Raw genomic sequence first — 17,632 nt, 5'->3', positions numbered from 1 at the left:
ATGTCCCTGATAGTTCTACTGCTTCTGCCTTTTCTGGGCAGCTGTCTGGCAGCCGTGCTGCCGCACAACGCACGTAACGCCGAATCCCTGCTGGCAGGTCTGGTCGCACTGATCGGCACTGTCTCGGTCGCGATGCTGTATCCGCAGATCGCCCACGGCGGCGTGATCCGCGAAGAATTCACCTGGCTGCCCAGCCTGGGCCTGAACTTCGTCCTGCGCATGGACGGCTTCGCCTGGCTGTTCTCGATGCTGGTGCTGGGCATCGGCACCCTCGTTTCCTTATATGCCCGCTATTACATGTCGCCGGACGATCCGGTGCCGCGTTTCTTCGCGTTCTTTCTGGCGTTCATGGGCGCCATGCTCGGGCTGGTGATCTCCGGCAACCTGATACAGATCGTGTTCTTCTGGGAGCTGACCAGCCTTTTCTCGTTCCTGTTGATCGGCTATTGGCACCACCGCCACGACGCGCGCCGTGGTGCGTACATGGCGTTGATGGTCACCGGTGCGGGAGGATTATGCCTGCTGGCGGGGGTCATGATCCTCGGCCATGTGGTCGGCAGCTATGACCTGGACAAGGTCCTGGCCGCCGGCGATCTGATTCGCGCACATGCCCTCTACCCCATCCTGCTTCCCCTCATTCTTATCGGCGCCCTCAGCAAAAGCGCCCAGTTCCCCTTCCACTTCTGGCTGCCCCACGCGATGGCGGCACCCACACCGGTTTCGGCGTACCTGCACTCGGCAACCATGGTCAAGGCCGGGGTTTTCCTGCTGGCCCGCCTGTGGCCGTCGCTGTCCGGCAGCGAAGAATGGTTCTACATCGTCAGCGGCGCCGGTGCCGCCACGCTGTTGCTCGGCGCGTACTGCGCGATGTTTCAGAACGATCTCAAAGGGCTGCTGGCCTATTCGACCATCAGCCACCTCGGCCTGATCACCCTGCTGCTGGGTTTGAACAGTCCGCTGGCCGCTGTGGCAGCCGTGTTCCACATCCTCAACCATGCGACCTTCAAGGCCTCGCTGTTCATGGCCGCCGGGATCATCGACCACGAAAGTGGCACCCGCGACATCCGCAAGCTCAACGGCCTGTTCAAACTGATTCCGTTCACCGCCACCCTGGCGATGGTCGCCAGTGCGTCCATGGCCGGTGTGCCGCTGCTCAACGGTTTCCTGTCGAAAGAAATGTTCTTTGCCGAAACCGTGTTCATCAACGCCACCGCGTGGGTTGAAACCAGCCTGCCGATCGTCGCGACCATTGCCGGTATGTTCAGCGTTGCCTACTCGCTGAGATTCACCGTTGATGTGTTCTTCGGCCCGACCGCCACCGACCTGCCGCACACCCCGCATGAACCACCGCGCTGGATGCGTGCGCCGGTGGAACTGCTGGTGTTCACCTGCCTGCTGGTGGGGATTTTCCCGGCCCAAGTGGTCGGCCCGTTGCTGGCCGCTGCCGCGTTGCCGGTGGTGGGCGGCGTGCTGCCGGAATACAGCCTGGCGATCTGGCACGGCCTCAATGCACCGATGATCATGAGCCTGATCGCCATGTCCGGCGGCATCGTGCTGTATCTGCTGCTGCGCAACCAGCTCAAGCGCGGCCGCTTCAAGTATCCGCCGCTGGCGGGCCGCCTCAACGGCAAGCGAATGTTCGAGCGCAGTCTGGTGGCGATGATGCGTCTGGCCCGACGGCTGGAGCGGCGGATCGGCACCAAGCGTCTGCAAACCCAGCTGTTCTTGATGGTATCGGCGGCGGTGCTGGCCGGGCTGATCCCGATGCTGCACAGCAGCCTGAGCTGGGGTGACCGGCCGAAGATCCCAGGCTCGATCGTGTTCGTGACCCTGTGGCTGCTGGCAATCGCCTGCGCCCTCGGCGCCGCGTGGCAAGCCAAGTATCACCGTCTCGCCGCCCTGACCATGGTCAGTGTCTGCGGCCTGATGACCTGCGTGACCTTCGTCTGGTTCTCGGCGCCGGATCTGGCCCTGACGCAACTGGTGGTTGAAGTGGTGACCACTGTGCTGATCCTGCTCGGCCTGCGCTGGCTGCCACGGCGAATCGAAGAGGTTTCGCCGCTGCCAAGCAGCCTGCGCAAGGCGCGGGTACGGCGTCTGCGCGACTTGCTGCTGTCGATTGCCGTCGGTGGCGGCATGGCGCTGCTGTCCTACGCGATGCTGACCCGGCAGACGCCGAACGACATTTCCTCGTTCTATCTGAGTCGCGCCCTGCCCGAAGGCGGCGGCAGCAACGTGGTCAACGTGATGCTGGTGGATTTCCGTGGTTTCGACACCCTTGGTGAGATCACAGTGCTCGCCGCCGTGGCACTGACCGTATTTGCCCTGCTGCGTCGCTTCCGCCCGCCGAAAGAAAGCCTGCAACTGCCGGCCCAGCAGCGCCTGCTCGCCCCCGACGTGGTGACCGATCTGGTCAACCCGCGCTCGGCCAGCGACACCGCGCTCGGTTTCATGATGGTGCCGGCGGTACTGGTGCGCCTGCTGCTGCCGATTGCGCTGGTGGTGTCGTTCTACCTGTTCATGCGCGGGCACAACCAGCCGGGTGGCGGCTTCGTCGCCGGTCTGGTGATGTCGGTGGCGTTCATCCTGCAATACATGGTCGCCGGCACTCAGTGGGTCGAGGCGCAAATGAGCCTGCGCCCACTGCGCTGGATGGGCACCGGCCTGCTGTTCGCCACCGTCACCGGCCTCGGGGCGATGGCGGTCGGTTATCCGTTCCTGACCACCCACACCTGGCACTTCAGCCTGCCGCTGCTGGGTGATATCCATATCGCCAGCGCGCTGTTCTTCGATATCGGCGTCTACGCCGTGGTGGTCGGCTCGACCTTGCTGATCCTCACCGCCCTCGCCCACCAATCGGTCCGGGGCCATAAAACCGCTGCCGCCAAAGGAGCCGCCTGATGGAAGAAGTCATCGCAATCGCCATCGGCGTACTCGCCGCGTCCGGGGTCTGGCTGATCCTGCGGCCACGGACATTCCAGGTGGTGATGGGCCTGTGCCTGCTGTCCTACGGCGTCAACCTGTTCATCTTCAGCATGGGCAGCCTGTTCATCGGCAAGGAGCCGATCATCAAGGACGGCGTGCCACAGGATCTGCTCAATTACACCGACCCGTTGCCCCAGGCGCTGGTGCTGACGGCCATCGTCATCAGCTTCGCCATGACCGCGTTGTTTCTGGTGGTACTGCTGGCCTCACGAGGCCTGACCGGCACCGACCACGTTGACGGAAGGGAGCCCAAGGAATGACGGCGATGACTCACCTGATCGCCGCACCGATCCTGCTGCCGCTGCTGACCGCCGCCATCATGCTAATGCTCGGCGAGAAGCACCGTCCGCTGAAGGCGAAAATCAACCTGTTCTCCAGCCTCCTCGGCCTCGGCATCTCGGTGATGCTGCTGCAATGGACCCAGACCACCGGCGTGCCCGGTTCGATTGGGGTTTATCTGCCGGGCAACTGGCAGGTGCCGTTCGGCATCGTGCTGGTGGTCGATCGTCTGTCGGCATTGATGCTGGTGCTGACCGGAATCATTGGCGTCAGCGCCCTGCTGTTTGCCATGGCCCGCTGGGACGGCGCCGGGTCGAGCTTCCACGCCTTGTTCCAGATTCAGTTGATGGGCCTTTACGGCGCATTCCTGACGGCGGACCTGTTCAACCTGTTCGTATTCTTCGAGGTGCTGCTCGCCGCATCTTACGGCCTGCTGCTACACGGCTCGGGCCGGGCGCGGGTGTCGTCGGGGCTGCATTACATCTCGATCAACCTGCTGGCGTCGTCGCTGTTCCTGATCGGCGCGGCGCTGATCTACGGTGTGACCGGCACGCTGAACATGGCGGATCTGGCCCTGAAGATCCCGCTGGTGCCGGAAGCCGACCGTGGCCTGCTGCACGCCGGCGCGGGAATTCTGGCCGTGGCGTTCCTGGCCAAGGCCGGCATGTGGCCGCTGAACTTCTGGCTGGTGCCGGCCTACTCGTCGGCCAGCGCACCGGTGGCGGCGATGTTCGCGATCATGACCAAGGTCGGTGTCTACACCCTGCTGCGTCTGTGGACGCTGCTGTTCTCGGGCCAGGCCGGCGCTTCGGCGTACTTTGGCGGCGACTGGCTGATCTACGGAGGCATGGCCACCATGGCCGGCGCGGGTGTGGCGATCATCGCCGCGCAACGCCTGGAACGCATGGCCAGCCTGAGCATTCTGGTATCCGCGGGAATCCTGCTATCGGCCGTGGGCTTCGCCCAGCCAAACCTGATCGGCGCCGCGCTGTTCTATCTGGTCAGCTCGACCCTGGCGCTGAGTGCGCTGTTCCTGCTGGCCGAATTGATCGAACGTTCGCGCACCGCCATCGAAGTGCCGCTGGAAGACGAGAACGAACTGCTGCCGCGTCCGCAGGAATGGCAGCGTCCGATCAAGGGCATCAACCTCGACGACGATCAGAAAGCCGTGGTCGGTCAGGTGATCCCGTGGACCATGGCCTTCCTCGGTCTGAGCTTCATTGCCTGCGCGCTGTTGATTATCGGCATGCCGCCGCTGTCCGGCTTCATCGGCAAGCTCAGCCTGATCGGTGCCCTGCTCAATCCGCTTGGCCTCGGCGCCGGCGAGCCGATCTCGAATGCTGCCTGGGCGTTGCTGGCCTTGCTGATTCTTACCGGACTCGGCTCGCTGATGGCGTTCTCGCGCCTGGGGATCCAGCGCTTCTGGTCGCCTGAAGAGCGACCGTCGCCGCTGCTGCGCAAACTGGAATGCACGCCGATTTTCCTGCTGCTCGGCCTGAGCATCGCGCTGACCTTCAAGGCTGAACCGCTGCTGCGTTACACCCAGGCAGCGGCCGATGCCCTGAACAATCCGCAGCAATACGTGATGGCGGTGCTTGGCACTCGCGCCGTGCCGAGCCCGGAAGCCAAGGCTACGCTGCTGGAGGTGCAACCATGAAACGTCTGTTTCCGGCTCCGTGGTTGTCGCTTGCGCTGTGGTTGCTGTGGCTGGTACTGAACCTGTCGGTCAGCCCGGGCAACCTGCTGCTGGGTGCCGTACTCGGTTTCTGCGCCCCGCTGATGATGCGCAAATTGCGCCCGCAGCGGATTCACATCCGCCGCCCGGGCACGATCCTGCGATTGTTTCTGCTGGTCGGGCGTGACGTGATCGTCTCGAACCTGCAGGTGGCCTGGGGCGTGCTCAACGCCGGTCGCCGCCCGCCTCGCTCGCGCTTCATCAAGGTGCCGCTGGATCTGCGCGACGCCAACGGCCTGGCAGCATTGTCGATGATCACCACGGTGATTCCCGGCACAGTCTGGTCAGAACTGGCGCTGGATCGCAGCATTCTGTTGCTGCACGTCTGGGATCTGGATGACGAGGCGCAGTTCATCCAGCACTTCAAGGTCACTTACGAGCGACCGTTGATGGAGATTTTCGAATGAGCCCGCTGCTGTCGAACGCGATTCTGCTGACGCTGTTCCTGTTTTCCCTGGCCATGGTCCTCACACTGGTGCGCCTGTTCAAAGGCCCGTCGGCGCAGGACCGGGTACTGGCGCTGGATTACCTGTACATCGTCGCCATGCTGATGATGCTGACCTTGGGGATTCGTTATGCCAGTGACACCTACTTCGAAGCGGCGCTGCTGATCGCGCTGTTCGGCTTCGTCGGCTCGTTTGCCCTGGCGAAATTCCTCCTGCGTGGCGAGGTGATCGAATGAACGCTGAACTGTCTTTGTGGGTGGAAATCCCGGTGGCGATTCTGCTGGTGCTCAGCGGTATTTTCGCCCTGATCGGTGCGACCGGCCTGCTGCGGATGAAGGATTACTTCCAGCGCATGCACCCCCCGGCGCTGGCCTCGACGCTGGGCGCGTGGTGCGTGGCGCTGGCCTCGATCATCTGTTTTTCCGCACTCAAGTCCGGGCCGGTGCTGCACGCATGGCTGATCCCGATTCTGCTGTCGATCACCGTGCCGGTGACCACCCTGCTGCTGGCGCGGGCGGCATTGTTCCGCAAGCGCATGGCCGGGGATGACGTGCCGGCCGAGGTCAGCAGCCGGCGTACTGAAACCGGCAGCTAGATCCAGGCAACAGCCAACAGCCCGGCTCCCAAAATCAGACACAGCGGCGAGTAAACCCAAGTGTCGAGCCGGGCGAACCGCGATCCCTTCACTTCCTTGAAAAAACCCACCAGCTCCGAATCGCCGATCGCCCGCGCAAACATCAGCAGCGCAATCGCGCTGATCACCCACTGCAGTGCCCAGTGATGCACGGCGGGCAGGCACCACCCCACTCGCATGCACACCAGTGCGGCAATCAGTAGCAGAGCTGCCGCCACCACCAGCGTGATCCAGCCTGACGGCTTGAACGCAGGCCTGAGGGTCAGCCCGCCGTTATCCACCGGAACCTGCGGCACCACCGCCACGGCCGCCCACTGCCCACCCATCGCCCAATACACATGCATCAGGCTGATCACCGCGAATATCGTCACCAGCCATTGAGCCAACACAAAGGTCATGGTCGAGAATCCTTGAAAGGGATTTGAACAAAACATCCTAGTCGGCATTTTTCCATGTGCACGACCGATCGGCGGTGCGGTAAAGTGCCGCCCCATGAAATTCACCCGTACCGATCGCTCGCTGCTGGCCTGGATGCTCTATTGCTGCGTCCTGTTCAACGTGTTCGCCTGCAGCATCGGTCACGGACAAATGGTCGGCATGCAGCTCAACGGTATCGGCGGCCAGTTCTGTGCCGTCGACCCGAGCACCCAGGCGCCGCTCGCCTCGAGTCCCACCGAAGAAAAACTGCCGACCCTGGCCAAGGCGTTCGGCTGTCCACTGTGCTCCACCGGCGGCATGGGCCCGGCGTTCAACTCCAGCCTGACCCTGGCGATCCTGCCGGAACAACACAGCCCGCCGCTGCCGGCCATCGTCAGCGCCGACCTTCCTGCCCGCTTCATCTGGCCTTCGGCCAATCCCCGCGCCCCGCCGCTCGCCTGAGTGCCCTTGCCTTTTTGATCTGTCAGCCCACTGCGCCAACGCGCGGCGTTCGCCTGTGCGCTGACTCCGAGAACAAGCATTCAGGATTCAATCAATGAAACAACTTACCTTGCTGGCGAGCCTGTGCGGCTGCCTGTCCGTCAACGTCTGGGCGCAATCCACCGTGGATCTGGCGCCGATCACTATTGACGGCGAGTCCGGCGCCGAACCCGGCCTGAGCCTCGACCAGTCCAGCGGCATGGCCTCGCGCCTCGGCCTCAGCGTGCGCGACACCCCGGCCTCGGTGGCCATTGCCAACCGCAGTGACATCGAACGTCGCGGTTCGCAAAACTTTCAGGACGCGGCCAACACCTTGCCGGGGGTGAACGCCAGTGCGCCGCCGGGCTTTGGCGGGTTCGTCTCCTATCGCGGTTTCACCAGCAGCCAGATCACCCAGATGTTCAACGGGGTCAACGTTTCCGGCGGACTGGCACGGCCCGTGGATTCGTGGATCTATGACCGGGTGGAACTGGTCGGCGGCCCGTCATCGTTGATCAACGGCGCCGGCTCGGTCGGTGGTTCGCTGAACTACGTGACCAAACTGGCCACCCGCGACGAGCAAGCCATTGAAGGCCGGGTCAGCTATGGCACCTACGACACCACCGAAACCGCGTTCGGCCTCAATCACGCGCTGACCGAACCCGGTGCCGACGTTCAGCATTACGCGCGACTCGACGTCAGCCACAACACCAGCAACGGCTACATTGACCGCCAGGAACGCGATGCCTGGAGCGTGGCGTTCTCGTTGCTCAGCGACCTGACGCCAAACCTTTCGCACACCCTGGCCCTGGAATATCAGGACGAACACGAGGACAGCCCGTACTGGGGCACGCCGGTGCTCAACCCCAAGGCCGGCGAGTTGAAGATCGACAAGCACAACCGCTTCAACAACTACAACGTCGAGGACGGCCGCTACGAGCAGCGGACGATCTGGGTGCGCTCGATCATCGATTACCGGATCAACGACAGCACCACCCTGCGCAATACCCTCTATCACCTCGACAGTCAGCGTGATTACCGCAACCTGGAAACCTATCAATACAACGCCGACAACAGCGCGGTGAACCGCTCCACTGCGTATCAGGTGCGACATCAGGGCGAGCAGAACGGCAACCAGTTCGAACTGCGCCACGACAACACCCTGTTCGGCCTCGACACCACCTGGTCCGGCGGATTCGAGTACAAGGTCAACCAGACCACCAACTCGCCGCTGAACGTCAAAGGCGCCAGCGCGGTGGACCCGAACAACTACCGACCGGGGCATTTCTATGACATCCCCGGAACGATGCCGGGTTTCGTCAGCGACAAGACCAACGAAGTCACGACCAAAGCGCTGTTTGCCGAAAACCGCCTGGCACTGACCGACAAGCTCTCGCTGTTAACCGGTCTGCGCTATGACGACATCGACCTCGACGTGACCAACCATCGCACTGTGACCGCGAGCAACCCGCGTCATTTGAAGCGCAGGTGGGAACCGGTCACAGGGCGTGTCGGCATGACATACCAGTTCATATCGTCAGCCAATGTGTACGTGCAATACAGCACCGCCGCCGAGCAACCCAATGGCACGCAGGACTTCGATGTCTCGACCGGCAAACAATGGGAAATCGGCAGCAAGTTCGACTACCTGAACGGACGCGGCTCGGCGACGGTGGCCGCCTACACCATCGAGCGCAAGGACTTCGCAGTGACGGATCCACTGGACCCGACCAGCAGCATTCCGGTCGGCCAGCAGACTTCGAAGGGCATCGAGATTGCCAGTTCGCTGCGGATCACCGACAAGCTGCTGGCCGAAGGCAACTTCGCCTGGGTCGATGCGCAATACGATGAGTTCAACGAGAAGAACGCCGCCGGCGTAGTGGTCTCGCGCAAGGGCAATACACCGACCAACGTGCCGGACCGGGTGGGCAATCTGTGGCTGACCTATGATTTCTCGCCGCAGTGGCAAGGCGGGGTCGATGCGCGGTACGTGGCGTCGGTGTTCGCCGACACGGCCAACACCATGACCGTGCCGTCGTACACGTTGTTTGGCAGCTTTCTCAGCTACAAGGTGGACTCGCACACCACCGTGACCGGGCGGGTGCGCAACCTGACGAATGAGGTGTATGCCGAGTTCGCCCATGTATCGCCGGCGTATTACCTCGGCACACCGCGCACCTTTGAGCTGGCTGTGCAAACCCGCTTCTAAAAGCTTCGCGGGCAAGCCCGTTCCCACAGGAATCGATGTGTTTTCAAAGCTCAGAGCACACCGAAAAACCTGTGGGAGCGGGCTTGCCCGCGATGAGGTCCGTTGATTCAACCTCTATTTCAAATCAGCTGAAACCTTATCTGCCACATCCTTCGGCAGCCACGCCTGCCACACATCCGGATGCGCCTTCATGAACGCTGTCGCCGCATCCCGAGGTGGTGTGTGTTTTTCACTCATCTCGGCCAGCGCCTTGTTCAGATCATCAATCGGAAAGTCGACCTTGCTGAAGAACTCGGCGATCTGCGGATACTGCTTCTGGAACGGCGTAGACACCCCGATCGACAGCTTCGAGGCCAGTGACCGGGTCGGTTTCGGATTGGGGTTGTCGGCGTCGGTCAGGGTCTTCCAGGCCTCGGCATCGAACGGCGGCTCTTCGAGTTGGATCAGCTTGAACTTGCCGAGCAACGGCGTCGGCGACCAGTAATAGAACAGCACCGGCTTGCCCCGGCGGATCGATGAACTGATCTCGGCATCCAGCGCAGCACCGGAACCACTGCGGAAATTGGTGAAGTCATTCTGCAAGCCATACGCCGTGAGCTTCTGCTTGTTCACTACCTCCGATGTCCAGCCGATCGGGCTGTTGAGGAATCGGCCCTTGCTCGGGGTTTCCGGATCCTTGAACACGTCCTTGTACTTCTTCAGATCGCTGACGCTTCGCAGGTCCGGCGCCAGTGGCTTGATGCCCTTGGCCGGATCGCCTTTGATCACGTATTCCGGCACCCACCAGCCTTCGGTAGCGCCTTTGACCGTGTCGCCCAGGCTGACGACCTTGCCCTCGGCCTCCGCCTTGACCCATACCGGACTGCGCCCGGCCCACTCTTCGCCGATGACCTGAATGTCATTGTTGGCCAGCGCAGTCTCAAGGGTGATGGTGGTGCCCGGCAAGGTGTCGGTCGGCAGGCCATAGCCCTTCTCGACAATGATCCGCAGGACGTCGGTGATCAGGCTGCCGCTTTCCCAGTTCAGATCGGCAAAGTGAATCGGCGCCTGTGCCGCGCCCACCGAAGGCACCACCGTCATCAGGCCGAATGTGGTCAACCCAGCAGCCAGCAACCGTCGAAATCCGTTCATGCTTTTGCACCTCGTGCCGTTCACAGCAATAGCAGGATGGCCTGACAGAAGACCGCAAGCCTCTGAATACTCAGTCAACTGACTGTAGACGAGGTTCCTGCTTTTTCAGGGGCATGACACGCACGAGGCTACTTTTCAGACATTTCCTGCAGGCTCTTCAGCTCGCGTCTGACCATGCTGGCGTATTCCGAAGGCTGCAAGGCGTAGATTTGCGAGGCGACCCAACCCAGCCAGGCGCCCTTCAACTCGGCCTTCGCAGTGAACAGTCGACGTGCTTCTTCACGGGCGCTGTCGAGGTTCTGCAAATGGAAATCGGCGCGGCTCACTCGCTTGCCTTGAACGTCACCAGTTCGCCCTTGCGCCACTTGGCGGCTTTGGCGGTGACGGCTTTCAGGGTTTTGGTCAGGCCTTCCTGCAGTTGTTCATTGGCGGCAAACACGGTAACCGCGCTGTGGCCTTCCTTGAACACGATGGCGTGGCCATCGGCCGTGGTGACGAACGCGTAGTCGCCCAGACCGTACACGGTCATTTTGATTTCGCGAAAGCGGATGTCCATCTTGCCGCCTTCACGGCTGGGCAGTACCGACGCGCTGAAATGATCGCCGACCTTGAGCTTGAGGCCAGGTTTGTCATCGACCACCAATGCGCTTTCGGTGTCGATCTCGGCAACGTAAATGCCTTCGGCGTTTTGCTCGGTGATGTAAACAAAACGTGATTGAAACTGCTTGACCAGCTTTGCCCGCAAATCACCCAGCACGAACAAAGCATGCATATCGAGGTTACTGACTGCCAAAGAAACATCCCCACACTTGAAAAGAGTGCCATACGCGAAAGCGCGCACAGCAGAAAAAGTCGGCCGGGCCGAAGGTGTTGCGCGATGACTCGAATATACGCCTGAGCGAGCGAAGTGCTCATTCAACGCGAGTTGCACAAGACTACTGGAATGCCACTCGCGAAACCTGCAAAGACGTTCTCCAAATGTTGACGGAAAACGCATCACGGCCGGCCAGGAAAACTGACTACGAACTTTAGGGAAAAAACTCACCAACAAAAGCACTTTTCCGACATATCGCACGCAAAAAATTGCTTTAGATAGCGCCATGCCGTCAACAGGTGTTGGCGATTCTAGAGCAGCGATGCTGTTCGCGACTACCCGCAACACCCTGTAAATGCGGGTCAATCCATGAAAAGGACTTCATATGTGCACTATGACGCATTTTGCCGGGACTCACGAACCCGCCTTTGCCTTGAACACTCCAGCCTTCGAGACTGTTCCTGCAATCGAGTCTTGCGGTCAGGCACCGTTGTTTCAGGTAATCCCGGCGGGCAACGGCTTTTTCCATATCAGGGAAAAGTCGACAGGGCTTGTCAGAGGTTTCCGTGAGAATCACAACGCCGCTTGCGCCCTCGCCCGTTCACTGGAATCACGGATCGAACTCCTGGCCAGCGAGCACCTCAGATAAAGAGAGCGATCGCCCCCACCATCCTTCAAGGAGTAAACCATGGAACTGCCTGCGTACAATCTGACAACCCTGTTCGACCAATTAGGACTGCCTTCGGAGGAAACGGCGATCGACGACTTCATCGAAGCCCATCCGCTGGATGCCGATACCAAGCTGATCGACGCCAAATTCTGGAGCCCGCAGCAGGCGCAATTGCTCAAGGAATGGCTGCGTGCCGATGGCGAAGAAGCGGTGATGGTCGATGAACTGAACGTGCGCCTGCACCGGGGCAAATGATCTCAATCAGTGCAGGCTGCCTCCGGCACTGGCGCTCAATTGCGCGAGCCACGCCGCCCTGCACTCCTCGGCTTCGTCGCGACTGGCAAAAGCGGTGCCGCGCTGCTCGCCATTGAGCAGCACCACCCAGCAGACACTTTGCCCCATCGCGCGCAGACCGGCGGGTACACCGCTGCCGATCATCACCGCGACATCGACTCTGCATTGCATGTTGACCTCCCAACTTCATTAGCAACCTAACTATGTGGGCATGTTAATGATTTGGAACAAGAGGAAACAGCAACGCCGCTGCACAGCTTAATTGCAGTTCCGGCAATAATGGCTCAGCGCGGCTTCTCCGGTTTATAGCCCAGACGCAACCCGCCCCAATGCCGGCCCTTGACCATGATCGGCACCGACAGGTCATGCATCAGCTCGCCGGTATCGCGGGTGTAGGTCTGCAACAGTACGGGTTGCTGATGGCTGCCGCAGCGGATGCCGGTGCGGTCGGCGAATTTGCGTTTGGTGCGATTATTGACGGTATCGACCTGCACATCCCCGGTCAGTGGCTGGCTGAACGCCTGATTGTGGGTCGGAACATAACCCTGCTGCGTGCAGGCGATGGCAAACACCAGACCTTCGTGGCGCGGCAGCAACGGCTCCTGAATGGCCGGCAGCACCTGATCGGTGTAGCGATCAAAACGAGTCTGGAACTTGGCCGGCTGGGTGTCGGGAATCGGTTGATACTGGCGGTCGAACAGGTCTTCAAGACTGATGCGTCCCTGCTCGACATCGGCCTCGAACCGCGCGGCAATCTGGCTGGCCCCTTCGCGGGCGAGGTCGTAGATGCGTTGGTGATAGTCATCCAGCCCGACTTCGGCCAGACGTTCGCTGATGGTTTCCGCCTGCCCTTCCATCTGCACGGCGGCCTCGGCCAGACGCCGGGTCTGTTGGTCGCTGATCGCCAGATCGCTGCGCATCTGTTCGATGGCGGTGAACAGACTGTCGAGCTGCTCACGATTGGTTTCCGCGCCTCGGGCGATTTCGCCAACCTGGGTTTCCACCCCGGCTGCCAGTCGCGCGATGTTTTCCAGGTGCTGACCGGTGTGTTCGACCTGCTCGACACCCGTGTGCAAATCGTCGGAGAGCTGCCGAATCTGTTCCACCACCTGCGCCGTGCGTTGCTGGATGTCGGCGACCATCTCGCCCACTTCGCCAGTGGCCGTCGCGGTACGCGCTGCCAAGCCGCGTACCTCGTCCGCAACCACTGCAAATCCACGACCGTGCTCGCCGGCCCGGGCCGCTTCGATGGCGGCGTTCAATGCCAGGAGGTTGGTCTGGCTGGCGATGGATTGAATCACCAGCGTCACGCGCTGAATGTCATCGCTGCGCTGGCTCAAGGCTTCGATCAGTTCGCGGCTGGCATTGGCGCGCTGGCTGAGCTGATGCATGCGCGAGATCGAATCCACCAGTTCGGTGCGCCCCGCCGCGCTGCAGTGATGGGCTTCGCTGGCAGCGCCCAAGGCTTCACGGCTGAGCTGCGAAGTGGCTTGCTCAGTGGCGATCATCACTTCAGCGTTGTTGACGATCTGCGCGGCGGCGTCGAGTTGCGATTGAAGCTTGCCGGCCAGCTCCTTGACGGAAAACGCCATGCCAGCAGCTGATAGCGCGTTATGACTGGTGGTGTAGGAAAGGTCGCGAGTCAGCTCGGACATCGCGTTGCTGCTGTCGACCGGTTGCGCGTCGGGAGCCGCCCGGGAACGCAGGCGCGGCAGCCAGACGATCAGCACCGCCAGCGGCATGCCGATGTACAAGGGCCATTCGCCCAGGCTCATCCCGGCCAGCAACAGCATCAGGGCGATGCTTTGCAGGGTCGGCGTCAGCCAGCGATTCTTCGGCAAAACAACTGGTGCAGGCAGAGCCGCAACCAGAGATCCATCTCTCGTCATTTTGTTACCCCACGCTTGTTCTCATTGTTGTGACTGCATTAAACGCCACTACAACGCCATTATCCATGGTCCGTTAGTCGTGGGTCTGTGGCAGGTCAATGGAATAGCGGGGAGACTTTCCGGCAGACGAGAAAAAGCAAAGATCGCAGCCTTTTGCAGTTCCCGGAGAAACTGCAAAAGGCTGCGATCTTTTCGCGACGACCCGCATTGAAGGGGTCGCCTCAGGAATCAGGCCTGACGCTGGTGCTTGTCGATCTGCTCGTGACGCTCTTGAGCTTCGATGCAGTACTTGGTGGTCGGGCTGATCAGCAGGCGTTTCAGCCCGATCGGCTCGCCGCTGTCGTCGCACCAGCCAAAGCTGTCTTCCTTGATACGCTCAAGGGCCTGCTCGAGTTGCGGCAGCATGCGCTGGTCGCGATCGATCGCGTTTACCAGCCAGGTGCGCTCTTCTTCCACCGATGCGGCGTCCGCCGGGTCAGCCGGGGTGTCCAGGCTCTCGATGGCAATACGGTTCTGCTCAATGCGCTCATGGGTTTCGACTTTCATGTTCTGCAACAGCTCTCGAAAGAAAGCATGTTGCTCGGCATTCATGTAGTCATCTGCCGGCATGGCCAGCAACTTGTCCTTTGTCATTGATATCTCTATAAAAAACGTGCATTAAGGCGAATTAGGGAGCGTTCCGGCGAACCGCCTGCGGTCATCGGAAAGGCATCGTTTATTGCAAACGCCACCCGGCACTCAATTTACGAAGGGGCGGCAGTCTAAGGCCCGTTTGAGGCCTCAGCAACTGTAAATACCGGGAATTTGTCCGACAAGGCCCGGAAACTGCTCTGACACAGGCTTCACAGCGCTCATCGGAGTGCGTTTATAGCAAGAAATTCAGTCGAGCGGCTGTATATAGAAGACAAACGTCAGACGAGCGGCGCTTTGTCGCAATTCGTTACAGTCGTTAACCGCGACACCAGCCCTTCCCAAAGACTGACAAATCCCCCCAATCTCGGCTACGTTATGCCCTCCCCGGTTCGACTAGAAGGAACGCGTCATGAAACTGATCGGCATGTTGGACTCCCCTTACGTGCGCCGCGTGGCGATCTCTGCCAAATGCCTGGGGGTCGAACTGGAACACGACCCGGTCTCGGTGTTCCGCCACTTCGAACGTTTCCAGCAGATCAACCCCGTGGTCAAGGCGCCGACCCTGGTGCTTGATGACGGCGAAGTGCTGATCGACTCGACCCTGATCCTCGACTACCTCGAAGCCCTGTCCGGGAAAACCCTGCTGCCCGCCGACCTGCCGCAACGCGCCAAAGCCCTGCGCCTGATCGGCCTCGGTCTTGCCGCCTGCGAAAAAGCCGTGCAGCTCTACTACGAACGCAACCTGCGCCCGGCCGACATTCAATACCAGCCGTGGGTCGAACGCGTCGAAGGTCAACTCGCCGCCGCCTTCACCGCCCTTGAACATGAACTCGAAAATCACCCATTGCCCACCGACGGCCCTCTCCAGCAGGACGGCATCACTCTCGCCGTCGCTTGGAGCTTCACCGGCCTCGTCGTCCCCGACCAGATCGACGCTCAACGTTTCCCGCGCATAGCCCAATACACCGCGTACGCCGAAAGCACCCAGGCGTTCATCAACACCCCGATGACCTGACCATGAGCACCACCGAAACCGCCGCTCCGGCCCTCAAAGAAATCTTCAACGCCGAACGCCTGCAACACATCGCCACAGAAATGAGCGCCGTGTACCCGGCATTCAAGGCCAAGGCATTTCTCAAGCATGCCAACGACGGCCTCGCCGACCTCTCCGTCATGCAACGCATGGCCCGCGTCAGCGAAAGCCTGCACGCGGTGCTGCCGCTGGATTACGCAGATTCCCTCGCTGTGCTGCGCGAACTTGCCCCGCGACTGAACAGCGGCTTCGTCAGCATGTGCCTGCCGCACTACGTCGCGTGCTACGGCGCGCACGCGTTCGACACTTCGATGGAAGCCCTGAAATACTTCACCACCTTCGGCTCCTCCGAATTCGCCATCCGCCACTTCCTGCGCAGCGACCTGGAACGCTCGCTGGAACTGATGCACGACTGGACCCGAGACGAAAACCACCACGTCCGAAGACTCGCCAGCGAAGGCAGCCGCCCTCGCCTGCCGTGGTCGTTTCGGCTGGAAACGGTGCAGGCGGATCCGCTGTTGGCTGCCGGGATTATTGATCGGTTGAAGGCCGATGAAAGTTTGTACGTGCGCAAGTCCGTGGCGAATCATTTGAATGACGTGACCAAAGAGCATCCGGAGTGGGTGCTGGATACGGTTGAGGGGTGGTCGCTGGAGAACAAACACACCGCGTGGATTGCCAAACATGCGCTACGGAGTTTGATCAAACAGGGGAATTCTCGGGCGCTCACGGTTATAGGCGCTGGGGCGAAGGCTGAGGTTGAATTGCTGGATGTGAAGGTGGAACCGGCGGTGGTGCGGCTTGGGGAGACGATCACCTTGTCGTTTACGGTGAAGTCGTTGGTACCAGTTGAACAGCGGTTGGTGATTGATTATGCGATTGACTATGTGAAGGCGAATGGCGGGACTTCGGCCAAGGTTTTCAAGTTGAAGACGTTGGAGTTGGCGGGGTTTGAGCGTGAGGTTGTGGTGCGGCGGCAGGTGATCAAGGATTTCACTACGCGCAAGCACTATGCGGGGGTGCATGCGGTACATGTGGTGGTTAATGGGGAGCGGTTGGGGAGTACTGCCGTTGACATCATCACTTAATAAGCGTCAAAAATGGTCTGCTCATCGGATGACAACCGAAAGTAGCAGGTACGTTGGATCTTGAACCGAATGATGACCTCTCCAACCACTGAGCTCGCAAAGGAATGCACATGATCGATGGCCCCGCTGTTTTGACAGTCTTTTTGGTTTACCTGGCCGGTGTCGTTATTCCAGGACCCAATTTCGTTGCGGTAGTCCACAAAGCGGTCGCTGCGTCGCGGTCAGAAGCTTTGGCCTTGGTGGCAGGCATTGTATTGGTCAACTTACTCTGGGCCACCTGTGCAATCGCGGGTATCGGCGTTGTATTTGCTACGTTCCCTTGGGCGGCGCTATTCGTAAAAGTTCTGGGGGCAGCCTATCTGATGTGGTTTGGACTGCGCCTGCTGCTAAATGCCGGGAAGACGCATTTCCACAGTAATGAGGCTGCCGTCGGAAACTTTCGGCAGTCATTCATTCAAGGAGTCATCACGAACATCGGCAACCCTAAATCCATGGCCTTCTACGCCGCTATTTTCTCAGCGGCAGCCCCCGCCCACGTGTCAACAAGCACGTTTTTGTCAATGCTGGCAGTCGTAGTGGTGGTTTCAATGACTTGGTATGGAATGGTCGCAATCGCTCTTTCGCAACCTGACATCGCGTCAGCGTATCGAAGGAGGAAAAAAGCTATTGATCAATTATGCGGTGGTTTGATTTTGTCTCTGGGGATCCGGCAGCTTGTTCAATAAGTCAGGGAGGAATGCGGATAGATTTACTTTCGGACTGCTTTTGGCCTAGATCCTGTAAGCACGCGTGGCACTTTCTCGCGGCAGGCTTCAGGCTGGAAGGAATGTCAAACTATCAAGATTGATCTCGGCGTCACACCCCATATCCCCCTTGTAAAGCGAGACCCTGGACA

At 60.5% G+C, this 17,632-nt stretch carries 20 protein-coding genes; 13 read left to right on the top strand and 7 right to left on the bottom strand.

Annotated elements, in window-relative coordinates; genetic code table 11:
• The 6 genes from ACTJK9_RS03240 to ACTJK9_RS03215 are packed head-to-tail and all read left to right on the top strand — an operon-like array spanning window position 1 to window position 6,040.
• Window positions 1-2,901 (top strand): monovalent cation/H+ antiporter subunit A, encoded by a 2,901-nt coding sequence (locus tag ACTJK9_RS03240; protein WP_440812081.1) that lies wholly within the window; start codon window positions 1-3, stop codon window positions 2,899-2,901.
• Window positions 2,901-3,245, top strand: a complete 345-nt coding sequence (locus ACTJK9_RS03235) for a Na+/H+ antiporter subunit C (protein ID WP_003192163.1) — start codon at window positions 2,901-2,903, stop codon at window positions 3,243-3,245. Before ACTJK9_RS03240 ends, ACTJK9_RS03235 begins: the two co-directional genes overlap by 1 nt.
• Window positions 3,242-4,921, top strand: coding sequence for a monovalent cation/H+ antiporter subunit D (locus ACTJK9_RS03230; protein WP_440812078.1), 1,680 nt, complete (start codon window positions 3,242-3,244; stop codon window positions 4,919-4,921). The genes ACTJK9_RS03235 and ACTJK9_RS03230 overlap by 4 nt, the downstream gene beginning before the upstream one ends.
• Window positions 4,918-5,406, top strand: coding sequence for a Na+/H+ antiporter subunit E (locus tag ACTJK9_RS03225; RefSeq protein ID WP_039767025.1), 489 nt, complete (start codon window positions 4,918-4,920; stop codon window positions 5,404-5,406). Before ACTJK9_RS03230 ends, ACTJK9_RS03225 begins: the two co-directional genes overlap by 4 nt.
• The gene (locus ACTJK9_RS03220; protein WP_011334688.1) at window positions 5,403-5,681 is read left to right on the top strand and encodes a K+/H+ antiporter subunit F; all 279 of its coding nucleotides are present in this window, start codon (window positions 5,403-5,405) and stop codon (window positions 5,679-5,681) included. The genes ACTJK9_RS03225 and ACTJK9_RS03220 overlap by 4 nt, the downstream gene beginning before the upstream one ends.
• Window positions 5,678-6,040, top strand: a complete 363-nt coding sequence (locus tag ACTJK9_RS03215) for a Na+/H+ antiporter subunit G (protein WP_064379433.1) — start codon at window positions 5,678-5,680, stop codon at window positions 6,038-6,040. The genes ACTJK9_RS03220 and ACTJK9_RS03215 overlap by 4 nt, the downstream gene beginning before the upstream one ends.
• Here the strand turns inward: ACTJK9_RS03215 and ACTJK9_RS03210 are convergent.
• Window positions 6,037-6,477 (bottom strand): DUF3995 domain-containing protein, encoded by a 441-nt coding sequence (locus ACTJK9_RS03210; RefSeq protein ID WP_440812075.1) that lies wholly within the window; start codon window positions 6,475-6,477, stop codon window positions 6,037-6,039. The two genes, ACTJK9_RS03215 and ACTJK9_RS03210, sit on opposite strands and share 4 nt — an antisense overlap.
• Window positions 6,478-6,571: 94 nt before the next feature.
• Here ACTJK9_RS03210 and ACTJK9_RS03205 point away from each other — a divergent pair, with 94 nt between their 5' ends.
• Together ACTJK9_RS03205 and ACTJK9_RS03200 are read left to right on the top strand one after the other, a co-directional pair.
• Window positions 6,572-6,958, top strand: a complete 387-nt coding sequence (locus ACTJK9_RS03205; RefSeq protein WP_064597404.1) for a DUF2946 domain-containing protein — start codon at window positions 6,572-6,574, stop codon at window positions 6,956-6,958.
• Window positions 6,959-7,052: 94 nt separating this feature from the next.
• Window positions 7,053-9,185, top strand: a complete 2,133-nt coding sequence (locus tag ACTJK9_RS03200) for a TonB-dependent receptor (protein WP_440812072.1) — start codon at window positions 7,053-7,055, stop codon at window positions 9,183-9,185.
• A gap of 114 nt (window positions 9,186-9,299) precedes the next feature.
• Here the strand turns inward: ACTJK9_RS03200 and ACTJK9_RS03195 are convergent, their stop codons facing one another.
• The 3 genes from ACTJK9_RS03195 to ACTJK9_RS03185 all read right to left on the bottom strand — a co-directional run bounded on the left by ACTJK9_RS03195 (window position 9,300) and on the right by ACTJK9_RS03185 (window position 11,109).
• Window positions 9,300-10,316: an ABC transporter substrate-binding protein gene (locus tag ACTJK9_RS03195; RefSeq protein ID WP_440812069.1), complete on the bottom strand. Its 1,017-nt coding sequence runs from the start codon at window positions 10,314-10,316 to the stop codon at window positions 9,300-9,302.
• A 128-nt stretch (window positions 10,317-10,444) separates the two neighbouring features.
• Window positions 10,445-10,642, bottom strand: a complete 198-nt coding sequence (locus tag ACTJK9_RS03190) for a hypothetical protein (protein WP_440812066.1) — start codon at window positions 10,640-10,642, stop codon at window positions 10,445-10,447.
• A complete protein-coding gene (locus tag ACTJK9_RS03185) occupies window positions 10,639-11,109 on the bottom strand; it encodes a hypothetical protein (protein WP_007950541.1) in 471 nt (156 codons plus the stop codon). Before ACTJK9_RS03185 ends, ACTJK9_RS03190 begins: the two co-directional genes overlap by 4 nt.
• Window positions 11,110-11,515: 406 nt before the next feature.
• Here ACTJK9_RS03185 and ACTJK9_RS03180 point away from each other — a divergent pair, with 406 nt between their 5' ends.
• Both ACTJK9_RS03180 and ACTJK9_RS03175 read left to right on the top strand, forming a co-directional pair.
• Window positions 11,516-11,779, top strand: coding sequence for a hypothetical protein (locus tag ACTJK9_RS03180; protein ID WP_440812063.1), 264 nt, complete (start codon window positions 11,516-11,518; stop codon window positions 11,777-11,779).
• Window positions 11,780-11,818: 39 nt separating this feature from the next.
• A complete protein-coding gene (locus tag ACTJK9_RS03175; RefSeq protein WP_221397567.1) occupies window positions 11,819-12,055 on the top strand; it encodes a DUF2789 family protein in 237 nt (78 codons plus the stop codon).
• A 6-nt stretch (window positions 12,056-12,061) separates the two neighbouring features.
• On the opposite strand, the gene ACTJK9_RS03170 is transcribed toward ACTJK9_RS03175, so the two are convergent.
• The 3 genes from ACTJK9_RS03170 to ACTJK9_RS03160 all read right to left on the bottom strand — a co-directional run bounded on the left by ACTJK9_RS03170 (window position 12,062) and on the right by ACTJK9_RS03160 (window position 14,616).
• A complete protein-coding gene (locus ACTJK9_RS03170) occupies window positions 12,062-12,265 on the bottom strand; it encodes a hypothetical protein (protein ID WP_221397568.1) in 204 nt (67 codons plus the stop codon).
• Window positions 12,266-12,378: 113 nt separating this feature from the next.
• The gene (locus ACTJK9_RS03165) at window positions 12,379-13,602 is read right to left on the bottom strand and encodes a methyl-accepting chemotaxis protein (RefSeq protein WP_440812407.1); all 1,224 of its coding nucleotides are present in this window, start codon (window positions 13,600-13,602) and stop codon (window positions 12,379-12,381) included.
• A gap of 609 nt (window positions 13,603-14,211) precedes the next feature.
• Complete coding sequence (locus ACTJK9_RS03160) at window positions 14,212-14,616, bottom strand: TraR/DksA family transcriptional regulator (RefSeq protein WP_085610614.1); 405 nt, start codon at window positions 14,614-14,616, stop codon at window positions 14,212-14,214.
• Between the two features lie 409 nt (window positions 14,617-15,025).
• Here ACTJK9_RS03160 and ACTJK9_RS03155 point away from each other — a divergent pair, with 409 nt between their 5' ends.
• The 3 genes from ACTJK9_RS03155 (at window position 15,026) to ACTJK9_RS03145 (ending at window position 17,462) form a co-directional block, all read left to right on the top strand.
• On the top strand, window positions 15,026-15,631 hold the full coding sequence (locus tag ACTJK9_RS03155) for a glutathione S-transferase (RefSeq protein ID WP_440812060.1): 606 nt from the start codon (window positions 15,026-15,028) through the stop codon (window positions 15,629-15,631).
• A gap of 2 nt (window positions 15,632-15,633) precedes the next feature.
• A complete protein-coding gene (locus ACTJK9_RS03150; RefSeq protein WP_440812057.1) occupies window positions 15,634-16,737 on the top strand; it encodes a DNA alkylation repair protein in 1,104 nt (367 codons plus the stop codon).
• Between the two features lie 110 nt (window positions 16,738-16,847).
• Complete coding sequence (locus ACTJK9_RS03145) at window positions 16,848-17,462, top strand: LysE family translocator (RefSeq protein ID WP_440812054.1); 615 nt, start codon at window positions 16,848-16,850, stop codon at window positions 17,460-17,462.
• Window positions 17,463-17,632 lie beyond the last annotated feature (170 nt).

This window comes from Pseudomonas sp. 22082 (assembly GCF_052046055.1).
In the GTDB taxonomy this organism is placed as follows: domain Bacteria; phylum Pseudomonadota; class Gammaproteobacteria; order Pseudomonadales; family Pseudomonadaceae; genus Aquipseudomonas; species Aquipseudomonas pharyngis.
The sequence above is the reverse complement of the archived record's forward strand: the minus strand, read 5'-3'. Positions and strand labels throughout refer to the sequence as shown.

Coding starts and splice junctions, on each gene's coding strand:
- ACTJK9_RS03240 (WP_440812081.1), top strand. CDS start 1: ATGTCCCTGATAGTTCTACTGCTTCTGCCTTTTCTGGGCAGCTGTCTG.
- ACTJK9_RS03235 (WP_003192163.1), top strand. CDS start 2,901: ATGGAAGAAGTCATCGCAATCGCCATCGGCGTACTCGCCGCGTCCGGG.
- ACTJK9_RS03230 (WP_440812078.1), top strand. CDS start 3,242: ATGACGGCGATGACTCACCTGATCGCCGCACCGATCCTGCTGCCGCTG.
- ACTJK9_RS03225 (WP_039767025.1), top strand. CDS start 4,918: ATGAAACGTCTGTTTCCGGCTCCGTGGTTGTCGCTTGCGCTGTGGTTG.
- ACTJK9_RS03220 (WP_011334688.1), top strand. CDS start 5,403: ATGAGCCCGCTGCTGTCGAACGCGATTCTGCTGACGCTGTTCCTGTTT.
- ACTJK9_RS03215 (WP_064379433.1), top strand. CDS start 5,678: ATGAACGCTGAACTGTCTTTGTGGGTGGAAATCCCGGTGGCGATTCTG.
- ACTJK9_RS03210 (WP_440812075.1), bottom strand. CDS start 6,477: ATGACCTTTGTGTTGGCTCAATGGCTGGTGACGATATTCGCGGTGATC.
- ACTJK9_RS03205 (WP_064597404.1), top strand. CDS start 6,572: ATGAAATTCACCCGTACCGATCGCTCGCTGCTGGCCTGGATGCTCTAT.
- ACTJK9_RS03200 (WP_440812072.1), top strand. CDS start 7,053: ATGAAACAACTTACCTTGCTGGCGAGCCTGTGCGGCTGCCTGTCCGTC.
- ACTJK9_RS03195 (WP_440812069.1), bottom strand. CDS start 10,316: ATGAACGGATTTCGACGGTTGCTGGCTGCTGGGTTGACCACATTCGGC.
- ACTJK9_RS03180 (WP_440812063.1), top strand. CDS start 11,516: ATGTGCACTATGACGCATTTTGCCGGGACTCACGAACCCGCCTTTGCC.
- ACTJK9_RS03175 (WP_221397567.1), top strand. CDS start 11,819: ATGGAACTGCCTGCGTACAATCTGACAACCCTGTTCGACCAATTAGGA.
- ACTJK9_RS03170 (WP_221397568.1), bottom strand. CDS start 12,265: ATGCAATGCAGAGTCGATGTCGCGGTGATGATCGGCAGCGGTGTACCC.
- ACTJK9_RS03165 (WP_440812407.1), bottom strand. CDS start 13,602: ATGATCGCCACTGAGCAAGCCACTTCGCAGCTCAGCCGTGAAGCCTTG.
- ACTJK9_RS03160 (WP_085610614.1), bottom strand. CDS start 14,616: ATGACAAAGGACAAGTTGCTGGCCATGCCGGCAGATGACTACATGAAT.
- ACTJK9_RS03155 (WP_440812060.1), top strand. CDS start 15,026: ATGAAACTGATCGGCATGTTGGACTCCCCTTACGTGCGCCGCGTGGCG.
- ACTJK9_RS03150 (WP_440812057.1), top strand. CDS start 15,634: ATGAGCACCACCGAAACCGCCGCTCCGGCCCTCAAAGAAATCTTCAAC.
- ACTJK9_RS03145 (WP_440812054.1), top strand. CDS start 16,848: ATGATCGATGGCCCCGCTGTTTTGACAGTCTTTTTGGTTTACCTGGCC.